The sequence below is a fragment of the Actinomadura sp. B10D3 genome (assembly GCF_039871695.1).
GTDB classification, from domain to species: domain Bacteria; phylum Actinomycetota; class Actinomycetes; order Streptosporangiales; family Streptosporangiaceae; genus Spirillospora; species Spirillospora madurae.
Genome location: NZ_JBDPLY010000014.1, coordinates 171,350 through 196,527, shown reverse-complemented (window position 1 = coordinate 196,527; position 25,178 = coordinate 171,350). Strand labels below are relative to the sequence as shown.

Below are 25,178 nucleotides of genomic sequence, written 5' to 3'. Positions count from 1 at the left end.
CGGCGGATTCCACGGTCACCGATCACCCGCGTGTCCACAAGAAGATCGCTGTTGTCAGCTTGTTCGCCAGGCACTTCGTACAGGCGGACGCGTCATCTGACAGCCGCCGGAGGCCTCGCGAGGTGCGTTCTCGGCGGGGAACCGGCCGCGGCATCGGGAGGGGAGGAACCCTGTAAGGCGGCGGCTCCGGACGCACATGACCGTTGCGCTGAACTCCGCCCGGGTTCGCGCCATCGTAGTGACGTGATCACACATATCGATCACGGTCGGGTGGCGGAGGTGCGTACGGACGTGGACGCGATGGCGGATCGGCTGGAGCCCGGGGACCCCCAGCAGATCGGCGAGTTCTGGTTGGCGGGACGGCTCGGGGCCGGCGGCCAGGGGGTCGTGTACGACGCCTACGGCCCCGACGGCGCCCGGGTCGCGATCAAGGTGCTGCACGGAGCGGAGGACTCGCCCGGCGAGCTGGCGCGGATGGCGGCGGAGGCGCGGGCCGCGCAGCGGGTCGCCTCCTTCTGCACCGCCAGGATCCTCCAGGTGCGGCTGGAGCCGCCGCGGCCCTTCATCGTCAGCGAGTACATCGACGGGCAGAGCCTCCAGTCCGCCGTCGCGGGCTCGGGCGGGCGGCCGGGGCGCCGGTTCGGCGGGGACGACCTGCACCGCCTCGGCATCGGGATCATCACGGCCCTGACGACCATCCACCAGGCCAAGGTGGTGCACCGCGACCTCAAGCCCGGCAACGTGATGCTGGGGCCCGACGGTCCCCGGCTGATCGATTTCGGGATCGCGCGGGTGCTGGACACCCACTCGGCCACCGGCAGCGGGTTCGCCGGGACGCTGCGGTACATGGCGCCGGAGGTGTACGCGGGGCAGCGCGCCGGGGCCGAGGCCGACGTGTTCGCCTGGGGAGCGATCATGGTGTTCGCGGCCACCGGCGAGCACGCCTTCGGGGGCGGCACGCTGCCCGAGATCGCCCACCGGATCCGCACGCACGACCCCGACCTGACCGCGCTGCCGGACGCGCTGCGCCCCCTGGTCGCGGCGGCGCTGGCCAAGGATCCGCTGGAGCGGCCGTCCGCGCGGGCGATCCTGGCGGCGCTGACCCGGGACCCGCACGACGGCGCCGACGATCTGGACGGCCTGGTCGCCGCGGGGGCGGCGCAGGCGGGGCCGCACACCCGGTGGGAGCCGGGCGACCCGGCGCTCGGCATGGTCGCCGAGGACGCCTACACCGCCCTGCCGCCGCGCGAGCGGGACCTCGTCCCCGAGGTGTTCCTGCGGTGCGTGGTGCCCGGGGAGGACGGGAGCCTGACCACCCGTCCCGTGCAGGTCCCGGAGCTGGCCGACCGGCAGGACCCTGACGAGGCCCAGGCGATGGAGCGCGTGGTGCGGGCCTTCCACCCGCTGCTGGTGGTGACCGGCGGGCAGGTCGTCCTGGCGCGCCCGGCCCTGCTGCGGGCCTGGCCGAGGCTGCGGGACTGGGTCGAGGACGAGCGGGCGGGGCTCGCGGCGCACCACCGGCTCCGGCAGGCCGTCCGCACCTGGGACGACCACGGGCGGCGCCGCGGCGACGTGCTGACCGGCGCCCGCCTGGACGAGGCCGTGCACTGGGCGACCGCCGCCCGCCGCCAGTCCCTCAACCGGCTGGAGCGCGGGCTGCTGGACGCCAGCACCCGCGCCCAGACCGCCCGTGCGCGCCGCATCCGGGCCGTCGCCGTCGCGCTGGCGGTGACGACGGTGCTGTCTTTGGCGGCCACGGGCTGGGCGGTCAAGGCGCAGTGGGAAACGGTGCGGGAGCGCGACATCGCGGCCTCGCGGCAGCTGGCCGCGCTGAGCGGCCAGTTCGGCGGCGCCGCGCCGGACAAGGCGGCCCTGCTGGCCGTCGCGGCGCAGAGCATCCGCGAGACCCCCGAGAGCCGCGCCGCGCTGCTCACCGTCGTCACCAAGCCGGCCCGCGACGTGCTGAGCGGGTACAAGGGCGATCCCGTCGCGGTCGCGGCCGACCGCGGCGGGCGGCTCCTCGCGATCGGCAACGCGGACGGCACGGTCGCGCTGTGGGACGTCCGGGCACACCGCCAGGTGGGCGGGTTCCTGCGGCTGGTGCCCCCCTCCAGGGGCGGCCTCCGCCTGTCGGTGGCGCTGAGCCCCGATGGCCGGACGCTGGCCGCCGCGGCGTCCGAGGGGACCGAGTCGGAACACGACGGGGAGGTGAAGCGCGCCGTGCGGCTCTGGGACGTCCGCTCCCGCCGGCCGCTCGGTGACCTGCCCGTCACCCCCTTCCCGCACTCGGTCGTCTTCACCCCCGACGGGAAGGGCGTCGCCGTCGACGGCGGCGAAGGCGTCGCGCTCTGGGACGTGCGGACCAAGCGCCGCCGCGGCCCCGGCATCCATCCTCCGGCGGGCGGGGACCCTGACGGTTTCACGGTCATCGCCCCCGATGCCGCCACCGTGGCCACGGGCGTGCAGGGCCCCGGCCCGTCCACTGCGCGGCTGTGGGACCTCGCCACCGGCCGGCCCAGGAAGGCCTTCCCGGTGAAGGGCAAGGCGGTGGCGCTGAGCCCGGACGGTCGGACCGTCGTCACCCAGGAGATCCGGGACGGTGAGGACGAGGGCTACGACGTGTACCTGTGGGACGCGCAGACCGGCAAGCAAAAGGGCGGTCGCATATCCATGGCCGGCGATGGCGAGGTGGGACCGTTCAGCCCGGACGGGCGGGTCGTGGTCATCGGCACGCAGCTGTGGGAGACCGGCGGCACCCACCTCGGCACGATCGCCACGGACGCCGGCGGCCCGCTTCGGGTCGTGGCGTTCGCCGGTGAGCGCACCGTCGTCTCCCTGGACGGGGACGGCTCCAGGAAGACCGTCCGGCTGTGGGACGTCGCCGTCCACCAGCCCGACCACCGTCCCTTCGACGCCGGACGCCGCGCCGGCCTCCCTCCGGGAGAGTGGCCGCATGCGAAGGGGTCCAGCCCGGACGGGCGGACCCTGGTCGCCTTCGACAGCGAATCGGGCGAGTCCCCCGTCTTCCGGGTCTGGGACGTCGCGACCGGGCGGGAGAAGGCGCCGCCCGTTCCGGTGCCGCCCGAAACGAGGTTGACGGGGGTGTCGCGGATCGTGGTCGCTCCCGACGGGAAGACCTTCGCCATCGGCAACGAATACGGCGAGGTCGGGATCTGGGACCCGGCCGCGCGCCGCTGGTCCGGCGGCGAAGGCAGGCACACCGGCCGTGTCAGCGCGATGGCCTTCAGCCCCGATGGCCGGTTCCTCGCGACCGGGGGCGGAATCCGGAGCCAGGGGACCGAGACGTCCGTCGACGGCAAGGTGCACCTGTGGGACATGAAGAAGCGCGCCCTGCTCACGAAGAAGCCGCTCACCGCCACCGGTTCGGGTGAGAGCGACGGGGTGACGGCACTGGCGTTCAGCCCCGACGGCGGGACCGTCGCCGTCGGCGTCGACCAGGCGGTCCAGATCTGGGACGTCTCCACGCTGGAACAGCGCGGCCGGCCGATCAGCGGGCTCGCCACCACGGTCAGCTCTCTGGCGTTCGGTCCCGACGGCGCGACCCTCGCCATCGGCGCCACCAGGACGGCCGCGCTGTGGAACGTCCGCGACCGGCGGCAGATCGGCACCCCGCTGACCGGGCACGCCGGCACGGTGGCGTCGCTCGCGTTCAGCCCGGACGGCGGCACGCTCGCCACCGGCGGCGACGACGGGGTCGTCAAGCTGTGGGACACCGCCGGGCAGAGCCAGATCGGCGCGCCCCTCGCCGGCCACTCCGGTCCGGTGACCGCCCTGGCCTTCGGCCGGGACGCGGCCTCGCTGACCACCGGCGACGACACCGCGACCGTGCGGCGGTGGAACATCGCCATGCCCGCGAACCCGGCGGCGACCGCGTGCGCCATCGCGGGACGCACCCTGACCCGCGCCGAGTGGGCGCAGTACGTCCCGCCCGGGATCGATTACCGGGACGTCTGCGGGTCCGCGTGACCGCCGCCGGCGGGCGTCAGGGAGTGTCGCGCCAGGAGCCGCCGGTCTCGCGTTCGAACGCCTTCCGGGTCGTGACGGTGTCGTAGAAGATCCGCAGGGTCGTGATCAGGCCGTCGCCGTCGAGTTCGAGCATGTCGACGCATTCGAAGCCGGCCGGGGCGCCCGAGGGCAGCGTCCAGTCGAAGCGGAACCAGACGCCGACGAGCCGCTCGCCCTCGGTTGCTCCGCGCAGGTGCAGCTCCGCCGAGCCGGTGTCGGCGAGCAGCCGCGGATAGAACTCCGCGGCGGGCGACGGCCCGTACAGCGGGGAGTGGACGACCGCGTCGGGGTGGAAGAGCGCCAGGATCTCGTCCACGTCGCCGCGCCCCAGGGCGCCGAGGTAGGCCCTGGCCAGCGCCTGCCCGGTCATGAGCGCCGCTCGATCAGGACGGCCAGGCCGTCGAGGAGGCGGTCCAGGCCGAAGGCGCGGGCGTGGTCCTCCAGGCAGGGGGTGGGGCCGCTCAGCGCGTCGTTGAGCTCGGGGAACCGGTCGGCGTGACCGCGGATCAGCTCGGCCATCTCGCTGCCGCCCGTCCATGCCTGCGTGCCGGCGGTGTCCACCGACTGGGTGTTGCGGACGTGGCCGAACAGCAGGAAGGCGGCGGCCAGACGCTCGTCGCCGGTGAGTCCGGTTCCGGCCAGCGCGGCCACCGCGGCCTCGGTCCACCCGGTCTCGCAGGGGCCCATGACGCGGCTGCCGACGGTGACGTTGGGCAGCCACGGGTGCCGGCGCCACACCTCGGCGAGCCGCCGGGCGAACTCCTCCAGCCTGCCCCGCCAGCCGCCGGGGACCCCGGTGAGGTCGGGCGGGTCGCCCGCCGCCGTGTCGATCATGAGGCTGAGCAGCTCGGACTTGTTGGCGACATGGCGGTAGAGCGACATCTTGGTGAAGCCGAGGTCGCCGGCGATGCGCTGCATGGAGACCGCGTCGATGCCATCGGTGTCGGCGATCGCGATCGCGGTGTCGACGATCGCGGACACCGACAGCGGCATGCGCGGCTTCTTCTCCGGCTCGTCGCGGAGATCCCAGAGCGCTTTCATTCACCGTTCCTCTTGTCAACCCGACTCGGATGTGTCTAGCTTACATCAAGTGTCCGGCGGACACACAGCGTCCACCGGATATCCCTTCCTCGGTGAAAGGCAAGGTCAGACCATGACGAGCGACGTCACCACCGGCCGTCTCGGCTCCGCCCCCATGTCCGCGACCCGTTCCGCCGATCCGGCCCGCACCGTCCCGATGTGGCGCACCGCCCTGGTCGCCTGTGTGGCCGCCGCCGTCGCCACCACCGCCATCGCCGCCGCCGCGCGGAGCGCGGGCGTGGCGGTGGAGATCGACGACCAGCCGATCCCGCTGCTGGGCTTCACCCAGCTGACGCTGCTGTTCAGCGCGATCGGGGTGCTGCTGGCGGCGGCGCTGCGCCGCTGGGCCCCGGCGCCCAAGCGCACGTTCCTGGCCGTCACCGGCGTCCTGCTCGCCCTGTCGGTCGTGCCGGACCTGCTCGTCTCGGCCACGACCGGGACGAGGCTCACCCTCATCGCCACCCACCTGGTGGCCGCCGCGATCGTCGTCCCGCTGGTCGCCGGCCGCCTGCCCGCCCGCACCCGCTAGCGATCCGCGGGACGGCTCCGCGCCCTCCCCGCCGGCCCCTGGCCGGCGCGGAGGGCCGCCGCCGTTCCTGCGCTGACCGAGTGGTCATTCGGTGGACGAGTGATGCCCGGCCGGGAGTCGTGCTCACGCCCGGACCGGCCGAGCATGCCGTCGTCCGCTATCCGGTCGACGCCGCCGGGACGAGGTCCAGGGACGCGTGGACCGCGCCGGGAAGCTCGCGCAGCCGGTGGGCCGGGACCTCCAGCAGGGTGACGTCCCGCGCCCAGGGCGCGGCCTCGGCCACGACGGCGCGGGCCTGCCGCTTCGTCAGGCCGCCGTGCAGGTCGATCAGCGCGTCGCGCCAGACGTTGGCGACCTTCCCGTGCGCCCGGTCCATGACGGCGCGCAGGATCCGGCACGCCCGGTCGTCTCCGCCGGGCGGGACGCGAACCGCTTCGACGGCCGCGCCGCGCCTCTCCAGCTCGTACACGCCCGCCAGCAGCCCGGCAACGTCCGAGAGGTCGTCCGGGGGCTCGGGGAGGAACACCTGGACGTGCTCGGCGCGGGTGGCCAGCAGCACCCGGACCAGCGCCGCCTCCAGCCCCGGCGGGAGCGCGACGGCCGCCCGCCGCACCCGCGCCGCGTACGGCTTCGCCAGCCAGGTCGTCAGCCGCACCCGCGGCACCTGCGCCAGCGTCCCCTTCGGCCAGTCGCCGACCAGGACGTCCGGCTCCAGACCGGCGATGTCGTCGGCCGGGACCGTCGCCGCCTTCCGGGCCTCGACCGCCTGCGGCCCCTGGGTGTAGATGGCCGTGGCGAACCGGTCGGCGCGGGCGTCGGCCGCGGGCAGCGTCTTGCCGGTCGGCCGCAGGACGTAAAGGTCGGCCCGAGAGCCGACCGCCTCCGCGCCGAAATAGCGGTTGAAGTCCGGGTAGACGGCCTCCGACACCAGGTTCAGGTCTTGCAGCGCCTGCTGCACCTTCAACGCGAGCATCGGGGTGCGGTCGCTCGCCCCGTAGGCGAGCAGGACCCTTCCCCGTCCCTGGTCGCGCAGGCCTTGCACGGCCCGCGCCACGAACAGCCCGACGCCCTCGGGCGTGTACGGGGGGTCGGTCACCGCCAGGTCCGCGGACGCGGCGGTCGACGGCGGCAGCCCCAGCCGCAGGTCGGCCCAGCGGGTGCGGACGTCCACTCCCAGGTCGGCGGCGCACGCGTCGATGTAGGCCAGGATCCGCTCGTCGACGTCCACCACGGTGGTCTGCACGCCGGGGTGGACGAGCCCGACCGCCAGCGAGGTCAGATCGTGGTCGCCCACGCACAGCAGCCGCGCGCCCGGCAGCCAGAACCGCGCGCCCAGCAGCAGCGCGCGCCGTACGACCGTCTCCGGGGTCGCCGACACGTGGTCGAGCACGTGCCGCGCCCGCGGTGCCCGCTCGATCAGCCCGGCCACGCGCTCGACCACGCCCGCGTACTCGGGCAGCAGGTGCCCCACGGGATCGGCCGGGTCGAGCGGGCGGTGGCCGCTGCGCAGCAGGTCGGCGATCTCGCCGCTCTGCTCGGGGGTGAGGCGGAACCGGTCGCCGCCGGCGCGCTCCAGCGACAGCCCGGCGAGCAGCGACTCCACCGAGCGCCGCGGCGCCCCGGTCTCCCGGACCAGGTCGCCGAGGGTCCACCACCGCCGGTCCACCAGCAGGCTCAGCGCGGTATGGATCCGCCGCGGGTCCATGTCCGCGACCGGCAGCCCGGCCGCCGTCCCCCCATCGTCCACCCGGAGATGCTATCCAGCCCCGCGGGCCCCGGCGGCGGGCGGAGACTGTCGGTGCCGTCGCGTTTAATCGAAGCGTGGACGTCGAAAAGCGCATCCTGGAGCTGGCCGCCGAGGTCAGGCGGCTGAACGACCTGTACTACGGCACCGGCGACAGCCCCCTGCCGGACGCCGACTACGACGCGCTCAAGGACGAGCTGGCGGCGCTCGTCGCCGAGCACCCCGAGCTCGAACCCGCCGACAGCCCGCTCGGCAAGGTCAACGCCCCGGCGGAGCTGACCGGGCCGACCGTGCGCCACGCGCGTCCGATGCTCTCGCTGGCGAAGGCGACGGACGAGGCGCAGATCCGCACGTTCTGCGAGCGGTTCGGCGGCCAGGTCTTCCGGGTGTCGGAGAAGCTCGACGGGCTCTCCCTCAGCATCGTCTACACCGGCGGAAAGCTCGATTACGTCGCCACGCGCGGCACCGGCGCGGTCGGCGAGCTGGTCACCGAGAAGGTGCGCCACGTGATCCCGGGCCTGCCGGCCGCGATCGAGGCGCCCGGACGGGTCGAGGTGCGCGGCGAGGCCGTCATGCTGCGGTCGGTGTGGTCGGCCTACAACGAGGCCCACCCCGACCGCACGCTGACCAACCCCCGCTCGGGCGCCGCCGGGACGCTCGTCCTCAAAGACCCGGAGGCCGCCGCGAAGGCCAAGCGGCTGCTGCGGTTCTACGCCTTCGGTGCCGACCGCGACGGCGCCGCCGTGGAGATCCCGGCCGGGTTCGAGCCGGTCGCCCAGTACGTCTGCGCGAACGCCGCCGAGGTCCTGGACGCGATCCACGAGATCGGCGACCGCCGCGACGGGCTCGACTACGACATCGACGGCGCGGTCGTCCGGCTGCACGAGCCGGCGGCGTTCGACGCCGCGGGCTTCAACAGCGCCGAGCCGCGCGGCGCGATCGCGTTCAAGTACCCGCCGGAGGAGAAGCTGACGACGCTGCTGTCGGTGGAGTGGCCGGTCGGCAAGATCGGCCGTGTCCCGCCGCGCGCGAAGGTCGCCCCGGTGTTCGTCGGCGGCGTGACGGTGGAGAACATCACCCTGCACAACCCGCGGCTGATCCGCGAGCGCGACCTGCGGATCGGCGACACGGTCGCGGTCGTCCGGCGCGGCGACGTGATCCCGTTCGCCGGCCGGTCGCTGCCGGAGCGGCGCGACGGGAGCGAGGTCGAGATCGTCCCGCCGGAGCACTGCCCGTCGTGCGGTTCCGAACTGGAGGTCCGCGGCACCGGCGAGGAACGCTGGTGCGTGAACCTGCAGTGCCCGGCCCAGGCGACGCGCCGGCTGATGCACTGGGCCTCGCGCCCGGCGGCCGACATGGAGGGCGTCGGCGACACCTGGATCGAGAAGCTCGCCGAGGAGGGGGTGCTCCGGCGCCGCAGCGACTTCTACGACCTGACGGCCGAGCGGCTGCTCGGCTACGAGCGGATGGGCGAGGTCAGCGCCCGGAACATGGTCGAGTCGATCGCGTCCTCCAAGGGGATGGGGCTGCGCCGCGCGCTGATCGGGCTGGCGATCCCGATGGCGTCCGAGGGCACGGCCAAGCGCCTGTGCCTGGCCGGCTACGAGCGCATCGAGGACGTCGCCGCGGCCACGGTCGACGACCTGGTGGCGATCCGCGACATCGGGCCGAAGGTCGCCGAGAGCGTGGTGGCCTTCTTCGCCCGCGCGGACGTCCGGGAGGAGATCGCGGCGCTCCGCGAGCGCGGCGTGAACCTCGACGTCCTGGACGAGGACCGCCCGGTCGACGAGGCCGCCGCCGGCGACTCCCCGCTCAAGGGCAGGTCGGTCGTCATCACCGGCGCCTTCACCGACCCGCGCTCGGGCGCGAAGATCAGCCGCCCGGACGTCACCCGCCTGGTCGAGCAGGCCGCCGCGGTGACCGCCTCGTCGGTCTCGTCCACGACCGACTACCTGCTCGCCGGCGCCAACGTCGGCGCCGCCAAGACCGGCAAGGCCGAGAAACTCGGCGTCACCGTCGTCCAGCAGGACGAACTCTGGCGCTGGCTGGCCGAAGCCGGCGTCGTCTGACCGCACCGCCGACGCTGCACGCCCTCCAGGCGGTGCGGGGCCGATCAGAGGCGGCTGACGGAGGAGGTCTCCGTGGCGGTGCCGGGCCGGGCGAGCATCGCGCGGACCAGCAAGAGCGCCGGGCCTCGCGGCCAGGACGAACACGCCGCGTTCATTAGGGCATCGCCAAGCTCTTCATCGACCCCGTCTCGATCACGCACCGCTTCTCCCACTGGCTGAGGGAGAACCACTCCACGCGGGAGACGCCGGCGTGACGAGGCGTGCCCGTCAGCCGGCGTCCGCTGGGACAGCAGAGCTCGTACGCTCCGCTACTCGTCTTGGAGGACGGCGAGAATTCCGAGCTGGATGGAGACGCGGTCGCCGACCATCACGCCTCCGGTTTCGAGGACCTTGCTGAAGTTGACGTTGTAGTCGTTGCGGTCGATCTCGAACGTCGCGGTGAGGCCCGCCCTGGGGACCCCGTCGTGGCCGGGTGTGAAGCCGCCGATCTCGACGTCGGCGGTGATCTGCCGGGTGACGTCCTTGATGGTGAGGTCGCCATCGACGAGGAAGGCGTCGCCTTTGGGCCGGATCCGGGTCGAGGCGAAGGTCAGGGTCGGGTAGGTGCCGGTCTCCAGGAAGTCGGCGGACCGCAGGTGGTCGTCGCGCATCTGGTTGTTGGTGTCGATCGAGTCGGCGGCGATGGTGACGCGTACGGAGGAGTCGAGCACGTTTGCGGCCCCGTGGATCTCGCCTTCGAGGGTGCGGAACCTGCCGCGGACCTTGGAGACGAGGTGGCGGACGGAGAACGTCGCGTCGGAGTGGATCGGGTCGATCTGCCAGGTACCGGGGATGTAGCCGGGAATCTGAGTGGTCGCGGTGGTCATGACATGTTTCCTTCCGGTATTTCAGTGGTGAGCGAGAACGGGCGTGCGCTGCCCGGTGCCCATGTCCGTGGCAGGGGCGGTGTCAGTTCCGAGGCGAGCGTCGACCAGAGCCCTGACGGCGACCGCTCCGACCGCCAGGAGGACGGCGGCGCTGCCGGCGGCGACCGTGTAGCCGTGGACGGTTCCGGCGGTCGAGGGATGGGCGGCGGCGACCGCGATGGTGTTGAGGACGGCCACCCCGACTGACGCGCCGACCTGTTCGGAGACGTTGAAGGCTGCGCCCGCGATACCGGTCTGATGGCCGGGGACGCCCAGAGTGGCGAGGTTGGCGGCGACCGGGGACAGCGTCCCGACCCCGGCGCCGATGAGCAGCAGCGCGGGCAGGACGCCGGAGGCGTAGCCGGTGCCGGCGTCGAGGCGGGTCAGCCATGCCAGCCCCGCGGCGGCCAGCAGCAGCCCGGTCGCCAGCAGCGTGCCCGTCCGCATGCGGGTCATCACGCGCCCGGCGGCGATGGAGGCCGGCAGGGTGGTCGCGGCGAACGGCAGGAAGGCCGCGCCGGCGCGGACGGCGGTGTACCCGGCGACGGTCTGCAGGTAGTAGGACACCAGCAGGAACATCCCGGACATGCCGCTCATGACCAGGACGAAGGCCAGGTAGGCGCCGCCCCGGTTGCGGTCGGTCACGATCCGCGGCGGCAGCAGCGGGTGCCGGACGCGTGCCTGGACGACGGCGAACCCGGTCAGCAGGAGGACCCCGACAGCGAGCGCGATCGGTGCCGTCCAGCCCTGTGAAATGGCGGTGCTGGACCCGTAGATCAGTGCCACCAGCCCGGCGGTGGCCAGAACGGCGCCGGCCATGTCCACCCGCGCCTGGTGCGCCGGGCCCACGGGCAGCACGAGGACGGCCCCCAGTCCTGCGAACAGGGCCAACGGGACGTTGATGTAGAACGTCCAATGCCAGCTCAGGTGCTCGGTGAGGACGCCGCCCAGGACCAGCCCGACCCCGGCGCCACCGCCCATCACGACGCCGAACACCCCGAACGCACGTGCGCGTTCACGGTGGTCGGGGAACGTGGCGGTGACCATCGACATCGCCGCGGGTGCGAGCAGGGCGGCGAACGCGCCCTGGCCGGCGCGGGCGGCCAGCAGCATCGCGAGGCCGGTCGCGGCCCCGCCCACAGAGGACGCGGCGGCGAAGCCGGCAAGTGCGATGAGGAAGGCCTTCCGGGCACCCAGGTTGTCGGCGATCTTGCCGCCCGCCAGCAGCAGCCCCGCGAAGGCCAGGGTGTAGGCGGTGATCACCCAGGAGCGGCCGGACTCGGAGACACCGAGGTCCCGCCCGATCGTCGGCAGGGCGACGTTCACGATCGTGACGTCGAAGACCACCATCAACTGCCCCAGCGCGATGACGGCCAAGGCCCACCACCGGCGACGATCACCGGCCGGGTGCGGCGTGCGGAGGGAGGTGAACATCAGCGGATCTCCTCAGTTATCAGCTTGGCTGATATAATCAGTATCAGCCAAGCTGATAACATGTCAACCATGAGCCGCCCGCTTCCGCCGTTCATGCAGCTCCAGCACCTGGTCCGCGTGGAGCTACGGGACGCCCTGACCGATCTGGACCTCACGCCGGTGCAGAGCACGGTCCTGCACCTCATCGCCGCCACGCCCGGCATCTCCTCGGCCGAACTGGCGCGCCGCACGCACGTCACGCCGCAGACGATGCACAAGATCGTCGCCGAGCTCGGCCGCCGCGACCTGCTCGAACTGAGCCCCCGCCCCGGACACGGCCGCATCCTCGGCGCCGCCCTGACCGAGGCCGGACGCACACTCCTCGACAAGGCCGACGTCATCGCCCGAGGCATCGAGGACCGCATGATCGCCGACCTGGACGACGACCAGCGCGAGCAGCTCACCGACCTGCTCCAGCGCTGCATAACGGCGATGGGGGTCAACGAGTAGAGGACGTCGGGCGTCTGCTTGGCGCGGTCGGCACCGTCGGAGGCGTCTACGGGATCGGCGGCGGCTCCGTCCTCGGCCCCATCCTGGTGGGCCGCGGCATGCCCATCGCCCGTGTCGCCCCGGCCGCGCTCGCGTCCACGTTCCTCACCTCCCTGGTGGGGGCGGTCACGTACGCGGTTCTGTCGCTCGCCGCACACGGCGACATCGCGCCCGACTGGTCGGGCGGCTTTGCCTGCGGCCTCGGAGGACTCGCCGGCGGTTACCTCGGCGCACGGCTGCAACCCCGGCTCCCCGAGACCGTCCTGCGGCTGTGCCTCGGCCTCCTGGCCACCGCCCTGGGCGCCCTCTGTATCCAGCAGACGATCGGCTGACCGCGCCCCCGACGCCATCCGAGAGGCTTCGAGCAGTGTCGATACGAGGGGTTGACGGTGCCGATGGGGCAACCTACTCTCCAGAAAGCGCTCTCTGTAAGCGCTTTCTGGAGGAGGGTCGATGAAGGGCTCCGTCGGCGCCGCCCACCACGATGCTGCTTCCGGCCGTTCGCCGGCCTTATGAGAAAGCGCTTTCAGTTCTTCCGCCAGGACCGCTCCCTCGGAGGAACCGTTCGATGCCACCCCGCACGGGGCCGGGGCCGATGACCTGCACACCACTGAGCACTGATCGCTGATCGCCGGCAAAGGAGCGAGGACATGGACACAGGACGGCGCGCGTTTCTCGCGGGGTCGCTGGGGGCGGCACTGGTAGGCACGATGCCCGGATGGGCGGCTCCCGCAGGGGCGGCGCAAGGGCGGGCGGCCGGGACGCTCCGCCTGGACTTCGGCGGCGCGGCGCCGGAGCCGGCGCCGGGCTACGTCCGGGCCGGGACGGAGGCCTACAGCGAGGCGCGGGGATACGGCTGGGTCTCGGCGGACGGGCTCAGCGTCCGTGACCGGGGCGGTGATGCCCCGCAGCGCGACTTCGTGTTCGGCAAGGCGGCCCACGTGTTCCGGATCGGGGGTCTGGCGCCGGGCCGCCACCGCCTGCGCGTCCTGTCCGGGGACCTGACGTTCGCCGACCACTTCACCCGGCTGCGGGTGCCGGGCGTGGACGGCGGCGAGCCGCTGCCGGTGCTGCATCCGAGCTACGCGCAGTTCGCCGAGCTCACCGCGACGCTCGTCGTGCCGGAGGGCGGTACCGGGGTCGACGTCACCGTGGACTCGCCCGCGGACAACTGGGTCGTCAACGCCCTGGTCATCGAGCCGGCGGCGGAGCCGGAGCCGGTCCGCGTCACCTTCACCGACGCCCCGGTCACCAGCACCTGGGGGCCGATCCTGACCACGCCGGACCCGACGGCGCGGCTGCTCGACGGTCACCGGTCGCGGTCGGCGGGCGGACGGGTCCGGCCCACCGGCCTCGGGCGGGGCGACTACCTGCGGCTGATCGCGAGCGAGGTGGACTTCTGGAAGGCCCGGCAGGACGCCGACGGCGCGATCATCGATCCCTACCGGAACCGCGAGTTCCAGTACAGCACCCCCGCCTTCGCCCACGCCGCCGCGGCCCTGGTCGTGTACGCCGGGCGGAAGGACCTCCTGAAACAGGCCGCGCTCGCGCTGGACTGGTCGGCCCGGGAACTCGCCGACCGCACCGCCGCGGACGGCCACGAGGACTTCTTCGCGCCGATGCTCGCCCACGCGATCCGGCTGCTGGAACCGCATGTCCCCACGGCGCGCTCGGCGGCCTGGAAGCACGACATCGGACGGTTCGACCCGTTCGCCACCTACCGTTCGGCCATCGGTGTCAACAACTGGAACATCGTCGCCGCCAGCGGTGAGGCGCTGTTCCAGAAGATGGGCCTGCGGGTGGCGTCCGACCGCTACCCCGAGGTGAGCTTCGCCGCGCAGGGCAAGCACTTCGACACGTCCTACGGGCTCTATCTGGAGGGCCCGATGCCCTACGACCACTTCCCGCGTCTCTGGCTCGGGGACCTCATCGCGCGGGGGTACACCGGCCCGTACCGGGCCGAGCTGACCGAGGCCCTGCGCCGCGCGGCCGTCACCAGCCTCTTCATGCAGTCGCCGAACGGTGAGCTGCCCGCGGGCGGCAGGTCCGCGCACCACCAGTGGAACGAGGCGGAGCAGTGCGTGACCTACGAGGTCTTCGCGGCACGCGCGCTGGCCGCCGGTGACAAGGATCTGGCGGCCTACTTCAAGCGGGGTGCGCACCTCGCGCTGCGCTCCATGTTCCGCTGGGTGCGTCCGAGCGGGGAGATGCAGATCGTCAAGAACTGGATGGACCCGGCGCAGAGCTTCGGATACGAGTCCTATTCGGGCCACTCGCAGTACAACCTGCTGCCGATGTCGATGCTCGCCATCGCCTACGAACACGCGGCCGCGACCGAGAGGGTCAAGGAACGGCCCGCCCCCGCGGACACCGGTGGCTACGTCCTGCACATCGAGCCGCTGCACAAGGTCTTCGCGAACGCCGGTGGCGGCTACGTGGAGATCGACACCGCCGGCGACCACCACTACGACGCGACGGGGTTCGTCCGCGCGCACTTCGCGGGCCACTCACCGCAGCTCGGGTCGAGCGACTCGCTGCTGGCGGCGCCGAAGTACCGGGTGCCGGACGGCCCGAAGCCGCCGACGACCGGGATGGGCGTGGCGTGGGAGACCGGCCCCGGCCAGTGGCGCCACTTCGGCGAGCTCGAACCGGAGCTGACGCAGGACGCCGTCGTCCGTCCGACCCGGCTGCGCGGCGACGACGTCAGGTTCACGGTCCGGTACGAGGGCGACTTCGGCGGCGGTGTCACGGCGGTCGAGGAGCGCTTCGCGGTCACCCCGCGGGAGACCCGGGTCACCACGATCCTCCGCGGCTACGACGGGCCGGTGCGACGGGTGGCACCGGTGCTCTCCCATGACGGACGGACCCCCGGCACGATCCAGGTCCAGGGGGACGCGGTGCGTGTCTGGCAGCAGGGCGAGCACGGCACGTCCAAGCTCACCTACCGCATGCCCGGCGCCGCGTCGGTCCTGGTCGGCAGCGAGGAATACGGCAACCACAACGGTCTGATGCGGCTAGCGGTCGGCGAGTACGCCGCGGGTGCGGGTGCCGCGGGCGTCACCCTCGTCATCGCCCCGCAGGGCGACGGACGGATCTAGGGCATGTGCGCCTACGCGGTAGGGCGGCTCACTCGATGTCCGTGCCGGACGGGACGTCGCCGGGCGGTACGTCCGGTCTGACCCGGACGTACCGGACCGCGTGGCGCCACCGGCCGTGCTCGACGGCCGCGTCCACGCTGATCTCCACCACGACGTTTGGGACGACGCGCGTGTAGGCGGCCGGACGTTCGGCGCCGGGCAGGCCGCCGGCCCAGCCCGGGGGCAGTTCGGCGGGCCAGGGATGGTCCTGGCCCGCCGCCGTCAGGACGCCGCCCAGGTCCGCTCGCGCGGCGGGCGGCAGCGGAGTGGACCGGGCGATCACGCGCAGCCGGCCGTCCGGTTCGTACCGGCCGAGGATGAGGGTTTCCGGGGCGGCCACCGTCCCGGTGACGCCGCCGATGATCGCCTCGGTGGTGAGGCGGTGCTTGACCTTCCACCACCCGCGCTTCCCCTCCCGGTACACACCGTCCGCGGCCTTGACCACCAGGCCCTCGATCCCTTGTGCGGTCAGCACCTCGAACCACAACCGCGCCTCGCCGACGTCGGCCAGTTGCGGGCAGAGCACGACCCGGGACGTCCCCGGAAGCTCGGCCAGCAACCCCTCCAGCGCCGCCCGCCGCCGTGCCAACGGCTGGGGGCGGTAGTCCACCCCACCGGCCTCCAGGACATCGAACACCACGTAGTGGCACGGCTCGGCGACCGCCAGGTCGGCGCGCCGGCGGCCGGCCGCGTGGCGGCGCTGCAGCGCACCGAAGTCGAGTCGCCCGTCGCCTCCCCACCGGACGATCTCGCCGTCGACGACGGTGCCGGGCGGGACGGCCTCGAAGACCGCCGTCACCACTTCGGGAAAGGCGCCGTTCAGCCGTTTGCGGCGGCGCGACCACAGATGCACGCCGCCGTCCTCGTCCACGATCGCGAGCGTCCGGAACCCGTCCCACTTGGGTTCGTACCGGCACCCACCTGGACAGGCGCGTTCCTCGGGGATGCGATCGACGGCGGTGGCCATCATCGGGACGACGGCCGCACGGATGTGCACGGCGTCAACGTCCCCGAAGCCGGCTCATGGCCTACGGCTACCCGGCCACCTCACCCCGACAGCGGCCCCGCACCATCCTTGAGCCGGCGATGACCAGGTCATTGCTTCGCGCTGAGCCACCCGGAGCGGTGCGGTGTCAGAAGGTCGTCGGGGCCAGGTGTCGCAGGACGATGACATCGGCGCCACGAACCGGGGTGGGCGCGGTGAACGAGCCATAGGGGCAGTCGCGAGGCACCAGGTGCTCGACCGCGAGGGGGGCGTGGCGCGCACATCCAGGCACGGGATGTCGATCGTCCAGCGTGCGGTCGTGCGGCTGTTCAGGGTGTGGCATGAGACATCTCCTGCGGCATCGACAGGGCCGGTCCCATCGCTACCGCCTGGCAGCCGAAGTAAACATGGCTGATTTGCCCCGATATAGGGCGAATGATCCGCGAATGTGGATCTTCACACGGGCGCCGTCTCGCGTTACGGTCCGGGGAGTTCATTCACCCCCTCGCCCCCTGTGGTGGTCCCATGGAGTCGCTCGAAGACCTTCTGGCGGATGTCAGCAGTTTCGTCTGGGGTCCCTGGCTGCTGATCCCGCTCCTCCTCCTGACCGGTCTGTACCTCACCATCCTTCTGCGCGGCCTGCAGTTCCGCCATTTCCGGCTGGCCTTCTGGCTGGCGTTCTTCAAGCGCAAGGAGGACGACGATGTCGACGGCGACATCGCGCACTACCAGGCGCTGACAACCGCGCTGGCCGCCACCGTGGGTGTCGGCAACATCGCGGGCGTGGCGACCGCCATCGCGCTCGGCGGGCCCGGCGCCGTCTTCTGGATGTGGTTCACGGGCCTGGTCGGCATGGCGACCAAGTACAGCGAGGCCTTCCTCGGCGTGCGGTTCCGGCGCACCGATGCCGCGGGGGAGCAGAGCGGCGGCCCCATGCACTACCTGCGGGAGGGCATCCAGGGGCGTCTCGGCTGGTTCCTCGGTGGGTTCTTCGCGATCGCCGGCGCCATCGCGGCCTTCGGCATCGGGAACATGGTGCAGGCCAACACCGTCGCCGAGAACGTGGAGGACGAGTGGGGCCTGGCGCCGTGGGCGACCGGCCTGATCGTGACGGTGCTGACCGCCGCGGTCATCCTGGGCGGCATCAAGAGCATCGGCCGGATCACCAGCGCCTTCGTCCCCGTCATGATCGTCTTCTACATCGTGGGCGCGGCCGCGGTCCTGGCGTTCAAGATCGAGGAGCTGCCCGGGGCGTTCGGGCTCATCTTCACCGACGCGTTCTCGGGGACGTCGGCGACCGGCGGGTTCGCGGGCGCCGGGGTGGCCGCCGCCATCCGGTACGGCGTGGCGCGGGGGATCTTCTCCAACGAGTCCGGGCTCGGCACCGGCGGCATCGCCGCGGCCGCCGCCAAGACGACCCACCCGGTGCGCCAGGCGCTGGTGTCGATGACGCAGACCTTCATCGACACCCTGGTCGTGGTGAGCTTCACCGCCCTGACGATCATCGTGACCGACTCCTGGAAGATCGGTGGCGAGGATGATGCCGCCACCTTCACCGCCCGCGCGTTCGACGAGGGCCTGCCCGGCGACTGGGGCAGCGTCATCGTCACCCTCGGCGTGCTGTTCTTCGCCTTCTCCACGCTGCTGGGCTGGTCCTACTACGGCGAGCGCTGCATGGAGTACCTGTTCGGGCGGCGTGCCGTCCTGCCGTACCGGCTGGTGTTCATCGTGGCGGTCTACATCGGCTCGGTCTCGACGCTGACCGCGGTGTGGACGTTCTCGGACGTGATGAACGGGCTGATGGCGCTGCCCAACCTCGTCGGCCTGCTGATCCTGAGCCCGCTGGTCTGGCGGGAGACCCGCGCCTACTTCCAGGACCATCCCAAGGAAGAGAAGTCCGCCGACGCCGGCAAGGCCTGAGCACCGGGCGATGTGCGCGGCGGCCCCCCGAGTGGTGGGCCGCCGCGCCGGTCAGAGGTAGCGGAGCCAGAGGTAGGGGGTCGCGAGGGCCACCGTGATGACGGTGACGATCAGGCCGTACTTGGTGAAGTGCCAGAAGCTGATCGGCGTCCCGTTGCGGGCGGCGATGCCGAGGACGACGACGTTGGCGCTCGCGCCGATGGCGGTGGCGTTGCCGCCGAGGTCGGCGCCGAGGGCGAGGGCCCACCACAGCACGTCGCCGTCCCCGCTGGGCTGCTGCTGGACGAGGTCCGCGACGATCGGGCTCATGGTCGCGACGTAGGGGATGTTGTCCACGATCGCCGAGAGCCCCGCCGAGGCCCACAGCAGCAGCATCGTCGCGAACCCGAGACGGCCCTCGGTGGCGTCCGCGGCGGCGCGGGAGACGTCCCCGATGACCCCGGTCTCCACCAGCCCGCCGACCATGACGAACAGTCCCGCGAAGAAGACGAGGGTGGGCCACTCGACCTCTTCGAGCGCCTGTTCGGTGGTGACCTTGGTCGCGGCCACCAGGATGCCCGCGCCCAGCAGGGCCACGACGGACGGCTCGTAGTGCAGGACGGGGTGCAGCACGAACGCGGCGACCACGAGCCCGAGAACGATCAGGCTCTGCCACAGCAGCCGCCGGTCGGTGATCGCCTCCTTCTCCTGGAGGGTCATGACGTCGGCGGTGCGCTTGGGGTCGTAGACGAACGCCCCGCGGAACAGCCAGCGGCAGAGCAGGCAGAACACCACCATCAGCACCACGACCAGCGGGGCGAGGTGGACCAGGAAGTCGTTGAAGGACAGGCCGCCGCGGCTGGCGATGATGATGTTGGGCGGGTCGCCGACCAGGGTGGCGGTGCCGCCGATATTGGACGCCATCACCTCGGCGATCAGGTAGGGGACGACCTTGAGCGCGAGCCGTTCGCAGACCAGGAAGGTGACGGGGGCGATCAGCAGCACGGTGGTGACGTTGTCCAGCAGCGCGGAGGCGACCGCGGTGATGACCGTGAGCATCACCATCAGCCGGTAGGGCCTGCCGCGGGCGCGCTTGGCGGCCCAGATCGCCACGTACTCGAACACGCCGGTCTGCCGGAGGACCGAGACGATCACCATCATCCCGAGCAGCAGGAAGATGACGTTCCAGTCGACGCCGGACTCGGTGGAGAAGAACGCCTTCTCCGCGTCGGTGATGTGGAACAGCAGCATCAGCCCGGCACCGCCGAGCGCGACCGCGGTGCGGTGGATCTTCTCCGTGGCGATCAGGACGTAGGCGGCGGCGAATATGGCGATGGCGGCGGCAGCGGCCAAAGGTCAGCTCCTGATCATTCCGGGTGCTTCGGGCCGGCTGTGTCGTCCGGCGGTGCGGCCCGGTCCGGCCGCCGGACCAGGGTGCGGGCCCTGCCGAACCAGGCCGGCACCTCCCGCTCGTCGTCGAAGCCGCGCGCGACGACGATGTCGGTGGAGGAGTGCGCCAGGATCGACAGCATGATCGTCACGCCGACGAGGTGGAAGATCTCCTCGCCGACGGCGATCCCCGCCTCAAGGACGAGCAGCCCGTACACCACGGAGGCGAACCCCTTGGGGCCGAACCACATCACGGCCGCCTGTTCCCTCGCGGTCAACCGGGAACCCAGGAACGACACCCAGATCGCCACCGGGCGCGCGATCACCAGCGCCAGGACGGCGAAGACCCAGCCCGTCCAGCCGACGTCACCGAGGAACGCGGGCGACAGCAGCGCGCCGAACACCAGCAGCGCGGCCAGCTTGAGCAGTTCGGCGAGCAGCTCGCCGAACTCCTCGAAGGCCTCCCGGTGGTCGCGTCCGATCGTGGCGACGGTGACTCCGGCGGCGAAGGCGGCCAGGAACAGGTTGCCGTGGGTGGCCTGCGCCGTCGCCAGCACCAGCAGCCCGATCGCGACCGCGTTCAGCGGCTCGTACTTGGGGGCGATCGCGAACCAGCGGGTCCGCTCCAGCATGATCGCGACCCACGGGATCGCCACGCCGATGGCCACCCCGCCGGCGAGTTCGGTGCCGAGCTCGCCCAGGTGCAGGTCGTCCTCGCCCTGAGCGATGGCGAGGAACAGCACCACGAACGGCAGGGCGAGCCCGTCGTTGACGCCCGACTCCACATTGAGGAGATGGCGCAGCCGGGGCGGCACCTTGTCGTTGCCGACCAGCGCGGCGGCGAACACCGGGTCGGTGGGGGCGAGGATCGCCCCGATCAGCAGCGACTCCACCCAGCCCAGCCCCACCACGTACCGCGCCAGGACCGCCGTCACCAGCAACGTCAGCGGCAGCCCCCAGCCCAGGGCGCGACCCGGCAGGCGCCACGCGCTGCGCAGGTCCTGCCAGCCGGCGTGCATACCGTCGGTGAACAGCACCGCGAACAGCGCCAGCTCCGCCAGCCCGGCCACCAGCTCGTCCCCGGGCTGGAGCGAGATCACGTCCGTGACGCCGTCACCCAGCAGGAAACCGCCGACCAGGAACAGCGCCGCCGTGGACAGCACGGTGCGGTGCGCGAGGCTGGACACCAGCACCGCCAGCAGCAACATGGCGGCGAAGCACAGCAGGAGGCTCGTCATGCCGGGTTCCTTCAGGAAGGCGAATAACACATGCCGACCAGACTTCCCGGCTCACCAGGGACAGACCTTAACGGCATCCGGGGACATCCGCCACGCCCGCCCCCCGCGGTCGGAGCGCCGGCGTCGGATACGTTGCAGGTGTGCGCGCCCGAGACCTCGCCGTCGAGTACCCCACCGTGACGCCCGAAAGCAGTGCGCTGGAGGCGGCCCGCTTGCTGGCCGGACACCGTCTCCCCGGCCTTGTCGTCGTCGACGCCCGGAACCGCCCGGTCGCGGTCATCCCGGGCTCCCAGCTCCTGCGGTACGCCATTCCGCAGCATGTCCGGGACGACCCCGCCCTCGCCCGCGTCTACGACGAGCGGCATGCCGACCAGCTCTGCTCCCGGTTCGCCGGCAGGCACATCACCGATCTGCTGGCAGAGGAGCGCATGCCGCTCCCCGTGGTCGACGCGGACGCCACCGCCATGGAGATCGCCGGCGTCATGGCGGCGGCCCGCAGCCCCGTGGTGGCGGTCTCCGGCGAGGCCGACCGCACCGACGCCCCCATGATCGGCGTCATCACCGCGTCCCACCTCCTCGACCGCCTGCTCCCGCTCGCGCCCCCCGACCCCGCCTGACGCGGGCTAGGTCAGGTCCGCCATGCGTGCTCGGGTGCGGGGCGGGGCCGACGGCGGGAGGGTGTCGAGGACGTCGGCCAGGGTGACGCCGGAGAGGCTGTCCCGCCATGCCTGGTGCGCGTCGGCCATCTTCGCGGCGAGGATGCAGGTGTTCCGGCAGTCTTCGGGCGGCAGCGCGCCGTGGCCCTGCTGACGGATCTCGCGGCATTCGTACGGTGAGGACGCCCCGTCGACGGCCTCGACGATCTGCAGGAGCGTGATCTCGGACGCGGGGCGCGCGAGCCGGAATCCGCCGCGCGGGCCCGCGGTGGCGGAGAGCAGGCCGGCCCTGACGAGGGCTTTCAGCTGCTTGGCGAGATAGGGCGCCGGCAGGTCGTAGTACTGCGCCAGCTGTGCCGTCGACGCGCTGGCGCCCGGGTCCAGCTGGGCCAGCGTGGTCGCGCAGTGCAGAACCCATTCGGTGCTTACAGGCAGCTTCACACCCAGAGTCTATCTATCGAGGATACTATGGATCTATAGTGTCCATGATACTTATCTGGACACCAGGACAAGGGAGACCAACCATGCGGATCGCCGTCGCCGGCGCGACCGGGAACATCGGAGCCCTCACCGTCGCCGCCCTCCAGCGGGACGGCCACGACGTGGTGCGCATCAGCCGCTCGCTCGGCGTGGACCTCACCACCGGCGAAGGGCTCGACGACGCGCTGGCCGGTGTGGAGGCGGTCGTCGACGCCACCAACAGCACCGCGGCCGACCCGGCCGAGACGGTGGCCTTCTTCGGCGCCGTCACCCGGAACCTGCTCGCCGCCGAGGAGCGGGCCGGTGTCGGGCACCATGTGCTCCTGTCGATCGTGGGGATCGACCGCATCGAAGGCAACGCGCACTACGCCGGCAAGCGCGAGCAGGAGCGCCTGGTGGCCGCCGGCCCGGTGCCCTGGACGATCGTCCCGGCCACGCAGTTCCACGACTTCGCCGCGATGGTGGCGAGCTGGACCGAGCAGGACGGTGCCGCCGCGATCGCGCCGCTGCTGGTGCAGCCGGTCGCGCCCGCGGACGTGGCCGAGGTCCTCGCCGAGGTCGCGACGGGACGGCCGCAGGGGCGCTACAGCGACGTCGCCGGGCCCGACCCGCAGGACCTGGTCGACATGGCCCGGCGCACCAACGAGGTGCGCGGCCGCACGGTGAAGCTCGTGCCGACGTGGTCGACGATGTTCAGCGTGGAGACCGCCGGCGACGTGCTGCTGCCCGGCCCGGACGCCCGCATCATGCCGACCACCTTCGACCAGTGGCTCGCCGGACAGCGCTAGACCGTCCGATCACATCGGGCCTCCCGCGGCCTACGACCGGCTCAGCTCTACAAGGACTATGCGCGCGGCCAGACCGTCCCGGTCGGCGGCGAGGTCCGGGCCTTCGTCGACTACCTGGGCGTCGGGTTCGGCTTCCGGCAGGTGGACGACGAGACCCTGAGCGTGCACGACTGGATCTGGGCCTACCGGGTCGGTTGGATGCCGGCGACGAGATTGAACGAGCCGGTCAGCATGTTGAGGGTGACCAGGCCGACGACCTCGGCGATGACGCGGTCGCTCCATCCGTGGCCGCGCAGCGCGGTCACGTCCTCGCTGGTGATGGACGACGGTTCGGTCAGGACGCGCAGGGCGAAGGCGATCAGAGCGGCTTCGCGGGCGTCGGAGGCGGTTCCCTGGCGGGCCAGGGTGATGTCGGCCTCGGCCAGCCCTGCCGCGTGCCCGGCCTCGGCATGGGCGGCCTGGCAGGTGCCGCAGCCGATCCATTCCTGGAGCGCCAGGGAGATCTTCTCGCTGAGCGGACGCGGGATCTTGATCCGCTTCACGGCCCGGGAGAGGTCGAGGTAGCCCTGGAGCAGAGCCGGCGAGTGGGCCATGGTGCTGACCATCTCACCGGCCGAGCCGTGACGGCCGACGATGTCGGCCAGGAGGTCCCGGGCCTTGCCGGGTGCCTCGTCGGGAGTGAGCGCCGTCATATTCCGCATGTCATTCTCCGTTCTGACGTCCCGGGGGCCGCTGGTCGCGGCCCCCGGACGACGCCGGTCAGTGGCTCGAAGCCTTCTCGTTCTCCGTTTCGGGGGCGGGCGCAGAGCCCGGACGCGGGGTGCGCAGGGTGACGGCGGCCAGTGCCGCGCCGGCGAGGGCGACCAGTGCCGCGCCGACGAAGGCGGCGGAGAACCCGTCGGTGAGCGCGGGCACGTCGCCGAGCCGCCCGGCCCCGGAGGACGCGGCGATGGCGGTCATCGCGGCCAGCCCGAGGGCCGAGCCGACCTGGTAGCTGGTGTTGACGATCCCGGACGCCAGGCCGCCTTCCTCCGGACGGGCGGCCGACAGCGCGGTGCCCAGCGAGGGGATGAAGGCCAGCGACATGCCGAGCGCCGCCACCAGCGAGGCGGGCAGGACGTCCACCCAGTAGTTGCCGTCCGGGCGGATCAGCGACAGCCAGCCCATTCCGGCGGCCAGCACCAGCAGCCCGGCGACGATGGAGCGCTTCGGGCCGAGGCGTCCCATGGCCCGCGGCGCCAGGACGACCATCCCGAGCATGATCAGCCCGGTCATCGGGACCAGCGCGGCGCCCGACGGGAACGCGCTGTAGCCGAGGACCTGCTGCAGGTAGAGGTTCAGGAAGAACCACATCGGGATCCACGCGCCGCCGAGCAGGAGCTGCGCGAGGTTGGCGGCGCCCAGGTTCGGCGCGCGGAAGATCGAGAGCGGCATCAGCGGGGCGCGGCGGGACGCCTGCACGGCCAGGAACACCCCGAGCAGGACGAGCCCGCCCGCCAGGACCGCCCAGGTCTCGCCCGCGTCCCAGCCGACCTCGGGTGCGCGGACCACGGCGAACACGATCGAGCCCAGCCCGGCGGTGACGGTGAGCGCGCCGACCACGTCCACCGAGCCGCGGGCCCCGCCCTTGCCGCCGGGCATCAGCGCCGGCGCGGCGGCCAGCGCCAGGACGGCGATGGGGATGTTGATGTAGAAGACCCACGGCCAGGACACGTACTCGGTGATGACGCCGCCGAGGAACACTCCCGCGGTTCCGCCCGCGGGCGCGGCGGCGCCGTACAGCGCCAGTGCCTTGGTCAGCTCCTTCGGCTCGGACCCGAACAGCATCATCAGCAGCGTCAGCGCGGCGGGCGCGATGAGCGCGGCGCCGACGCCCTGCAGGGCGCGGCCGGTCAGCTCGACGGGGACGGTCCCGGCGGCGCCGGCCACCGCGGATCCGGCGAGCAGCACGACCCATCCGGCGGAGAACAGCCGCCGGGCGCCGAGCAGGTCCGACAGCCGGCCGCCGAGCAGGAGCAGGCCGCCGAACGCGACGACGTAGGCGTTGAACACCCAGGACAGGTTCTCCTGCGAGAAGCCCAGGTCCTCCTGGATGCGCGGCAAGGCCACCCCGATGATCGACGTGTCCATGATCACCATGAACTGGGCGGTCGCGATGAGTGCGAGCGCCCACCACCGGCGTCCGGCCGGTGGTGCGGAATGTGCGGACAAGACCCCTCCTTATGTACCCCTAGGGGGTATCTATCATGGCGCCGCTTACCCTAGGGGGGTATATTGACTCCGTCAACCTC

Annotated in this window: 21 protein-coding genes; 9 read left to right on the top strand and 12 right to left on the bottom strand. The window is 72.4% G+C overall.

The features are described from left to right. The first annotated feature begins 270 nt into the window (after positions 1-270). Positions 271-3,987 carry a protein kinase gene (locus ABGB11_RS22265; RefSeq protein WP_347635743.1) on the top strand — a complete coding sequence of 1,239 codons (3,717 nt, stop codon included), beginning with the start codon at positions 271-273 and terminating at the stop codon, positions 3,985-3,987. 16 nt (positions 3,988-4,003) lie between these two features. Here ABGB11_RS22265 and ABGB11_RS22260 read toward each other — a convergent pair whose 3' ends face one another. Both ABGB11_RS22260 and ABGB11_RS22255 read right to left on the bottom strand, forming a co-directional pair. Further along, positions 4,004-4,396 carry a nuclear transport factor 2 family protein gene (locus ABGB11_RS22260; RefSeq protein WP_347635742.1) on the bottom strand — a complete coding sequence of 131 codons (393 nt, stop codon included), beginning with the start codon at positions 4,394-4,396 and terminating at the stop codon, positions 4,004-4,006. Further along, positions 4,393-5,067, bottom strand: a complete 675-nt coding sequence (locus ABGB11_RS22255) for a TetR/AcrR family transcriptional regulator (RefSeq protein ID WP_347635741.1) — start codon at positions 5,065-5,067, stop codon at positions 4,393-4,395. Before ABGB11_RS22255 ends, ABGB11_RS22260 begins: the two co-directional genes overlap by 4 nt. 112 nt (positions 5,068-5,179) lie before the next feature. On the opposite strand from ABGB11_RS22255, the gene ABGB11_RS22250 reads away from it, so the two are divergent. Continuing rightward, positions 5,180-5,635 (top strand): DUF6069 family protein, encoded by a 456-nt coding sequence (locus tag ABGB11_RS22250; protein ID WP_347635740.1) that lies wholly within the window; start codon positions 5,180-5,182, stop codon positions 5,633-5,635. Between the two features lie 157 nt (positions 5,636-5,792). Here the strand turns inward: ABGB11_RS22250 and ABGB11_RS22245 are convergent, their stop codons facing one another. Continuing rightward, positions 5,793-7,382, bottom strand: coding sequence for a bis-aminopropyl spermidine synthase family protein (locus ABGB11_RS22245; protein WP_347635739.1), 1,590 nt, complete (start codon positions 7,380-7,382; stop codon positions 5,793-5,795). Between the two features lie 74 nt (positions 7,383-7,456). On the opposite strand from ABGB11_RS22245, the gene ligA reads away from it, so the two are divergent. Then, a complete protein-coding gene (gene ligA / locus ABGB11_RS22240; RefSeq protein ID WP_347635738.1) occupies positions 7,457-9,448 on the top strand; it encodes an NAD-dependent DNA ligase LigA in 1,992 nt (663 codons plus the stop codon). 308 nt (positions 9,449-9,756) lie between these two features. Here ligA and ABGB11_RS22235 read toward each other — a convergent pair whose 3' ends face one another. Together ABGB11_RS22235 and ABGB11_RS22230 are read right to left on the bottom strand one after the other, a co-directional pair. After that, positions 9,757-10,314, bottom strand: coding sequence for a YceI family protein (locus ABGB11_RS22235; RefSeq protein WP_347635737.1), 558 nt, complete (start codon positions 10,312-10,314; stop codon positions 9,757-9,759). Between the two features lie 21 nt (positions 10,315-10,335). Further along, complete coding sequence (locus ABGB11_RS22230; protein WP_347635736.1) at positions 10,336-11,787, bottom strand: MFS transporter; 1,452 nt, start codon at positions 11,785-11,787, stop codon at positions 10,336-10,338. A 69-nt stretch (positions 11,788-11,856) separates the two neighbouring features. Between ABGB11_RS22230 and ABGB11_RS22225 the strand changes: the two genes are divergently transcribed. The 3 genes from ABGB11_RS22225 to ABGB11_RS22215 all read left to right on the top strand — a co-directional run bounded on the left by ABGB11_RS22225 (position 11,857) and on the right by ABGB11_RS22215 (position 15,413). After that, positions 11,857-12,276, top strand: coding sequence for a MarR family winged helix-turn-helix transcriptional regulator (locus ABGB11_RS22225; protein ID WP_347635735.1), 420 nt, complete (start codon positions 11,857-11,859; stop codon positions 12,274-12,276). Continuing rightward, complete coding sequence (locus tag ABGB11_RS22220; protein WP_347635760.1) at positions 12,246-12,647, top strand: TSUP family transporter; 402 nt, start codon at positions 12,246-12,248, stop codon at positions 12,645-12,647. Before ABGB11_RS22225 ends, ABGB11_RS22220 begins: the two co-directional genes overlap by 31 nt. Positions 12,648-12,965: 318 nt before the next feature. Next, entirely contained in the window at positions 12,966-15,413 is a 2,448-nt protein-coding gene (locus ABGB11_RS22215) for a hypothetical protein (RefSeq protein WP_347635734.1), read from the top strand. Positions 15,414-15,441: 28 nt separating this feature from the next. Here the strand turns inward: ABGB11_RS22215 and ABGB11_RS22210 are convergent, their stop codons facing one another. Beyond that, positions 15,442-16,449 carry an ATP-dependent DNA ligase gene (locus ABGB11_RS22210; RefSeq protein ID WP_347635732.1) on the bottom strand — a complete coding sequence of 336 codons (1,008 nt, stop codon included), beginning with the start codon at positions 16,447-16,449 and terminating at the stop codon, positions 15,442-15,444. A gap of 513 nt (positions 16,450-16,962) precedes the next feature. On the opposite strand from ABGB11_RS22210, the gene ABGB11_RS22205 reads away from it, so the two are divergent. After that, positions 16,963-18,357 (top strand): sodium:alanine symporter family protein, encoded by a 1,395-nt coding sequence (locus ABGB11_RS22205; protein WP_347635731.1) that lies wholly within the window; start codon positions 16,963-16,965, stop codon positions 18,355-18,357. Positions 18,358-18,408: 51 nt separating this feature from the next. Here ABGB11_RS22205 and ABGB11_RS22200 read toward each other — a convergent pair whose 3' ends face one another. Then, complete coding sequence (locus ABGB11_RS22200) at positions 18,409-19,689, bottom strand: ArsB/NhaD family transporter (RefSeq protein ID WP_347635730.1); 1,281 nt, start codon at positions 19,687-19,689, stop codon at positions 18,409-18,411. Between the two features lie 14 nt (positions 19,690-19,703). Next, the gene (locus ABGB11_RS22195; protein ID WP_347635728.1) at positions 19,704-20,963 is read right to left on the bottom strand and encodes a cation:proton antiporter; all 1,260 of its coding nucleotides are present in this window, start codon (positions 20,961-20,963) and stop codon (positions 19,704-19,706) included. Between the two features lie 140 nt (positions 20,964-21,103). On the opposite strand from ABGB11_RS22195, the gene ABGB11_RS22190 reads away from it, so the two are divergent. Further along, positions 21,104-21,580, top strand: a complete 477-nt coding sequence (locus ABGB11_RS22190) for a CBS domain-containing protein (protein ID WP_347635727.1) — start codon at positions 21,104-21,106, stop codon at positions 21,578-21,580. 6 nt (positions 21,581-21,586) lie between these two features. Here the strand turns inward: ABGB11_RS22190 and ABGB11_RS22185 are convergent, their stop codons facing one another. Further along, positions 21,587-22,060, bottom strand: a complete 474-nt coding sequence (locus ABGB11_RS22185; protein ID WP_347635726.1) for an Rrf2 family transcriptional regulator — start codon at positions 22,058-22,060, stop codon at positions 21,587-21,589. An 83-nt stretch (positions 22,061-22,143) separates the two neighbouring features. Between ABGB11_RS22185 and ABGB11_RS22180 the strand changes: the two genes are divergently transcribed. After that, entirely contained in the window at positions 22,144-22,887 is a 744-nt protein-coding gene (locus tag ABGB11_RS22180) for an SDR family oxidoreductase (protein ID WP_347635724.1), read from the top strand. Between the two features lie 30 nt (positions 22,888-22,917). Here the strand turns inward: ABGB11_RS22180 and ABGB11_RS22175 are convergent, their stop codons facing one another. Genes ABGB11_RS22175 through ABGB11_RS22165 form a run of 3 tightly spaced genes read right to left on the bottom strand, consistent with a single transcriptional unit; the run spans position 22,918 to position 25,098 of the window. Continuing rightward, positions 22,918-23,055 (bottom strand): hypothetical protein, encoded by a 138-nt coding sequence (locus tag ABGB11_RS22175; protein WP_347635723.1) that lies wholly within the window; start codon positions 23,053-23,055, stop codon positions 22,918-22,920. A gap of 14 nt (positions 23,056-23,069) precedes the next feature. After that, a complete protein-coding gene (locus ABGB11_RS22170) occupies positions 23,070-23,588 on the bottom strand; it encodes an alkylhydroperoxidase (RefSeq protein WP_347635721.1) in 519 nt (172 codons plus the stop codon). A 58-nt stretch (positions 23,589-23,646) separates the two neighbouring features. Then, positions 23,647-25,098, bottom strand: coding sequence for an MFS transporter (locus ABGB11_RS22165; protein ID WP_347635720.1), 1,452 nt, complete (start codon positions 25,096-25,098; stop codon positions 23,647-23,649). Positions 25,099-25,178 lie beyond the last annotated feature (80 nt).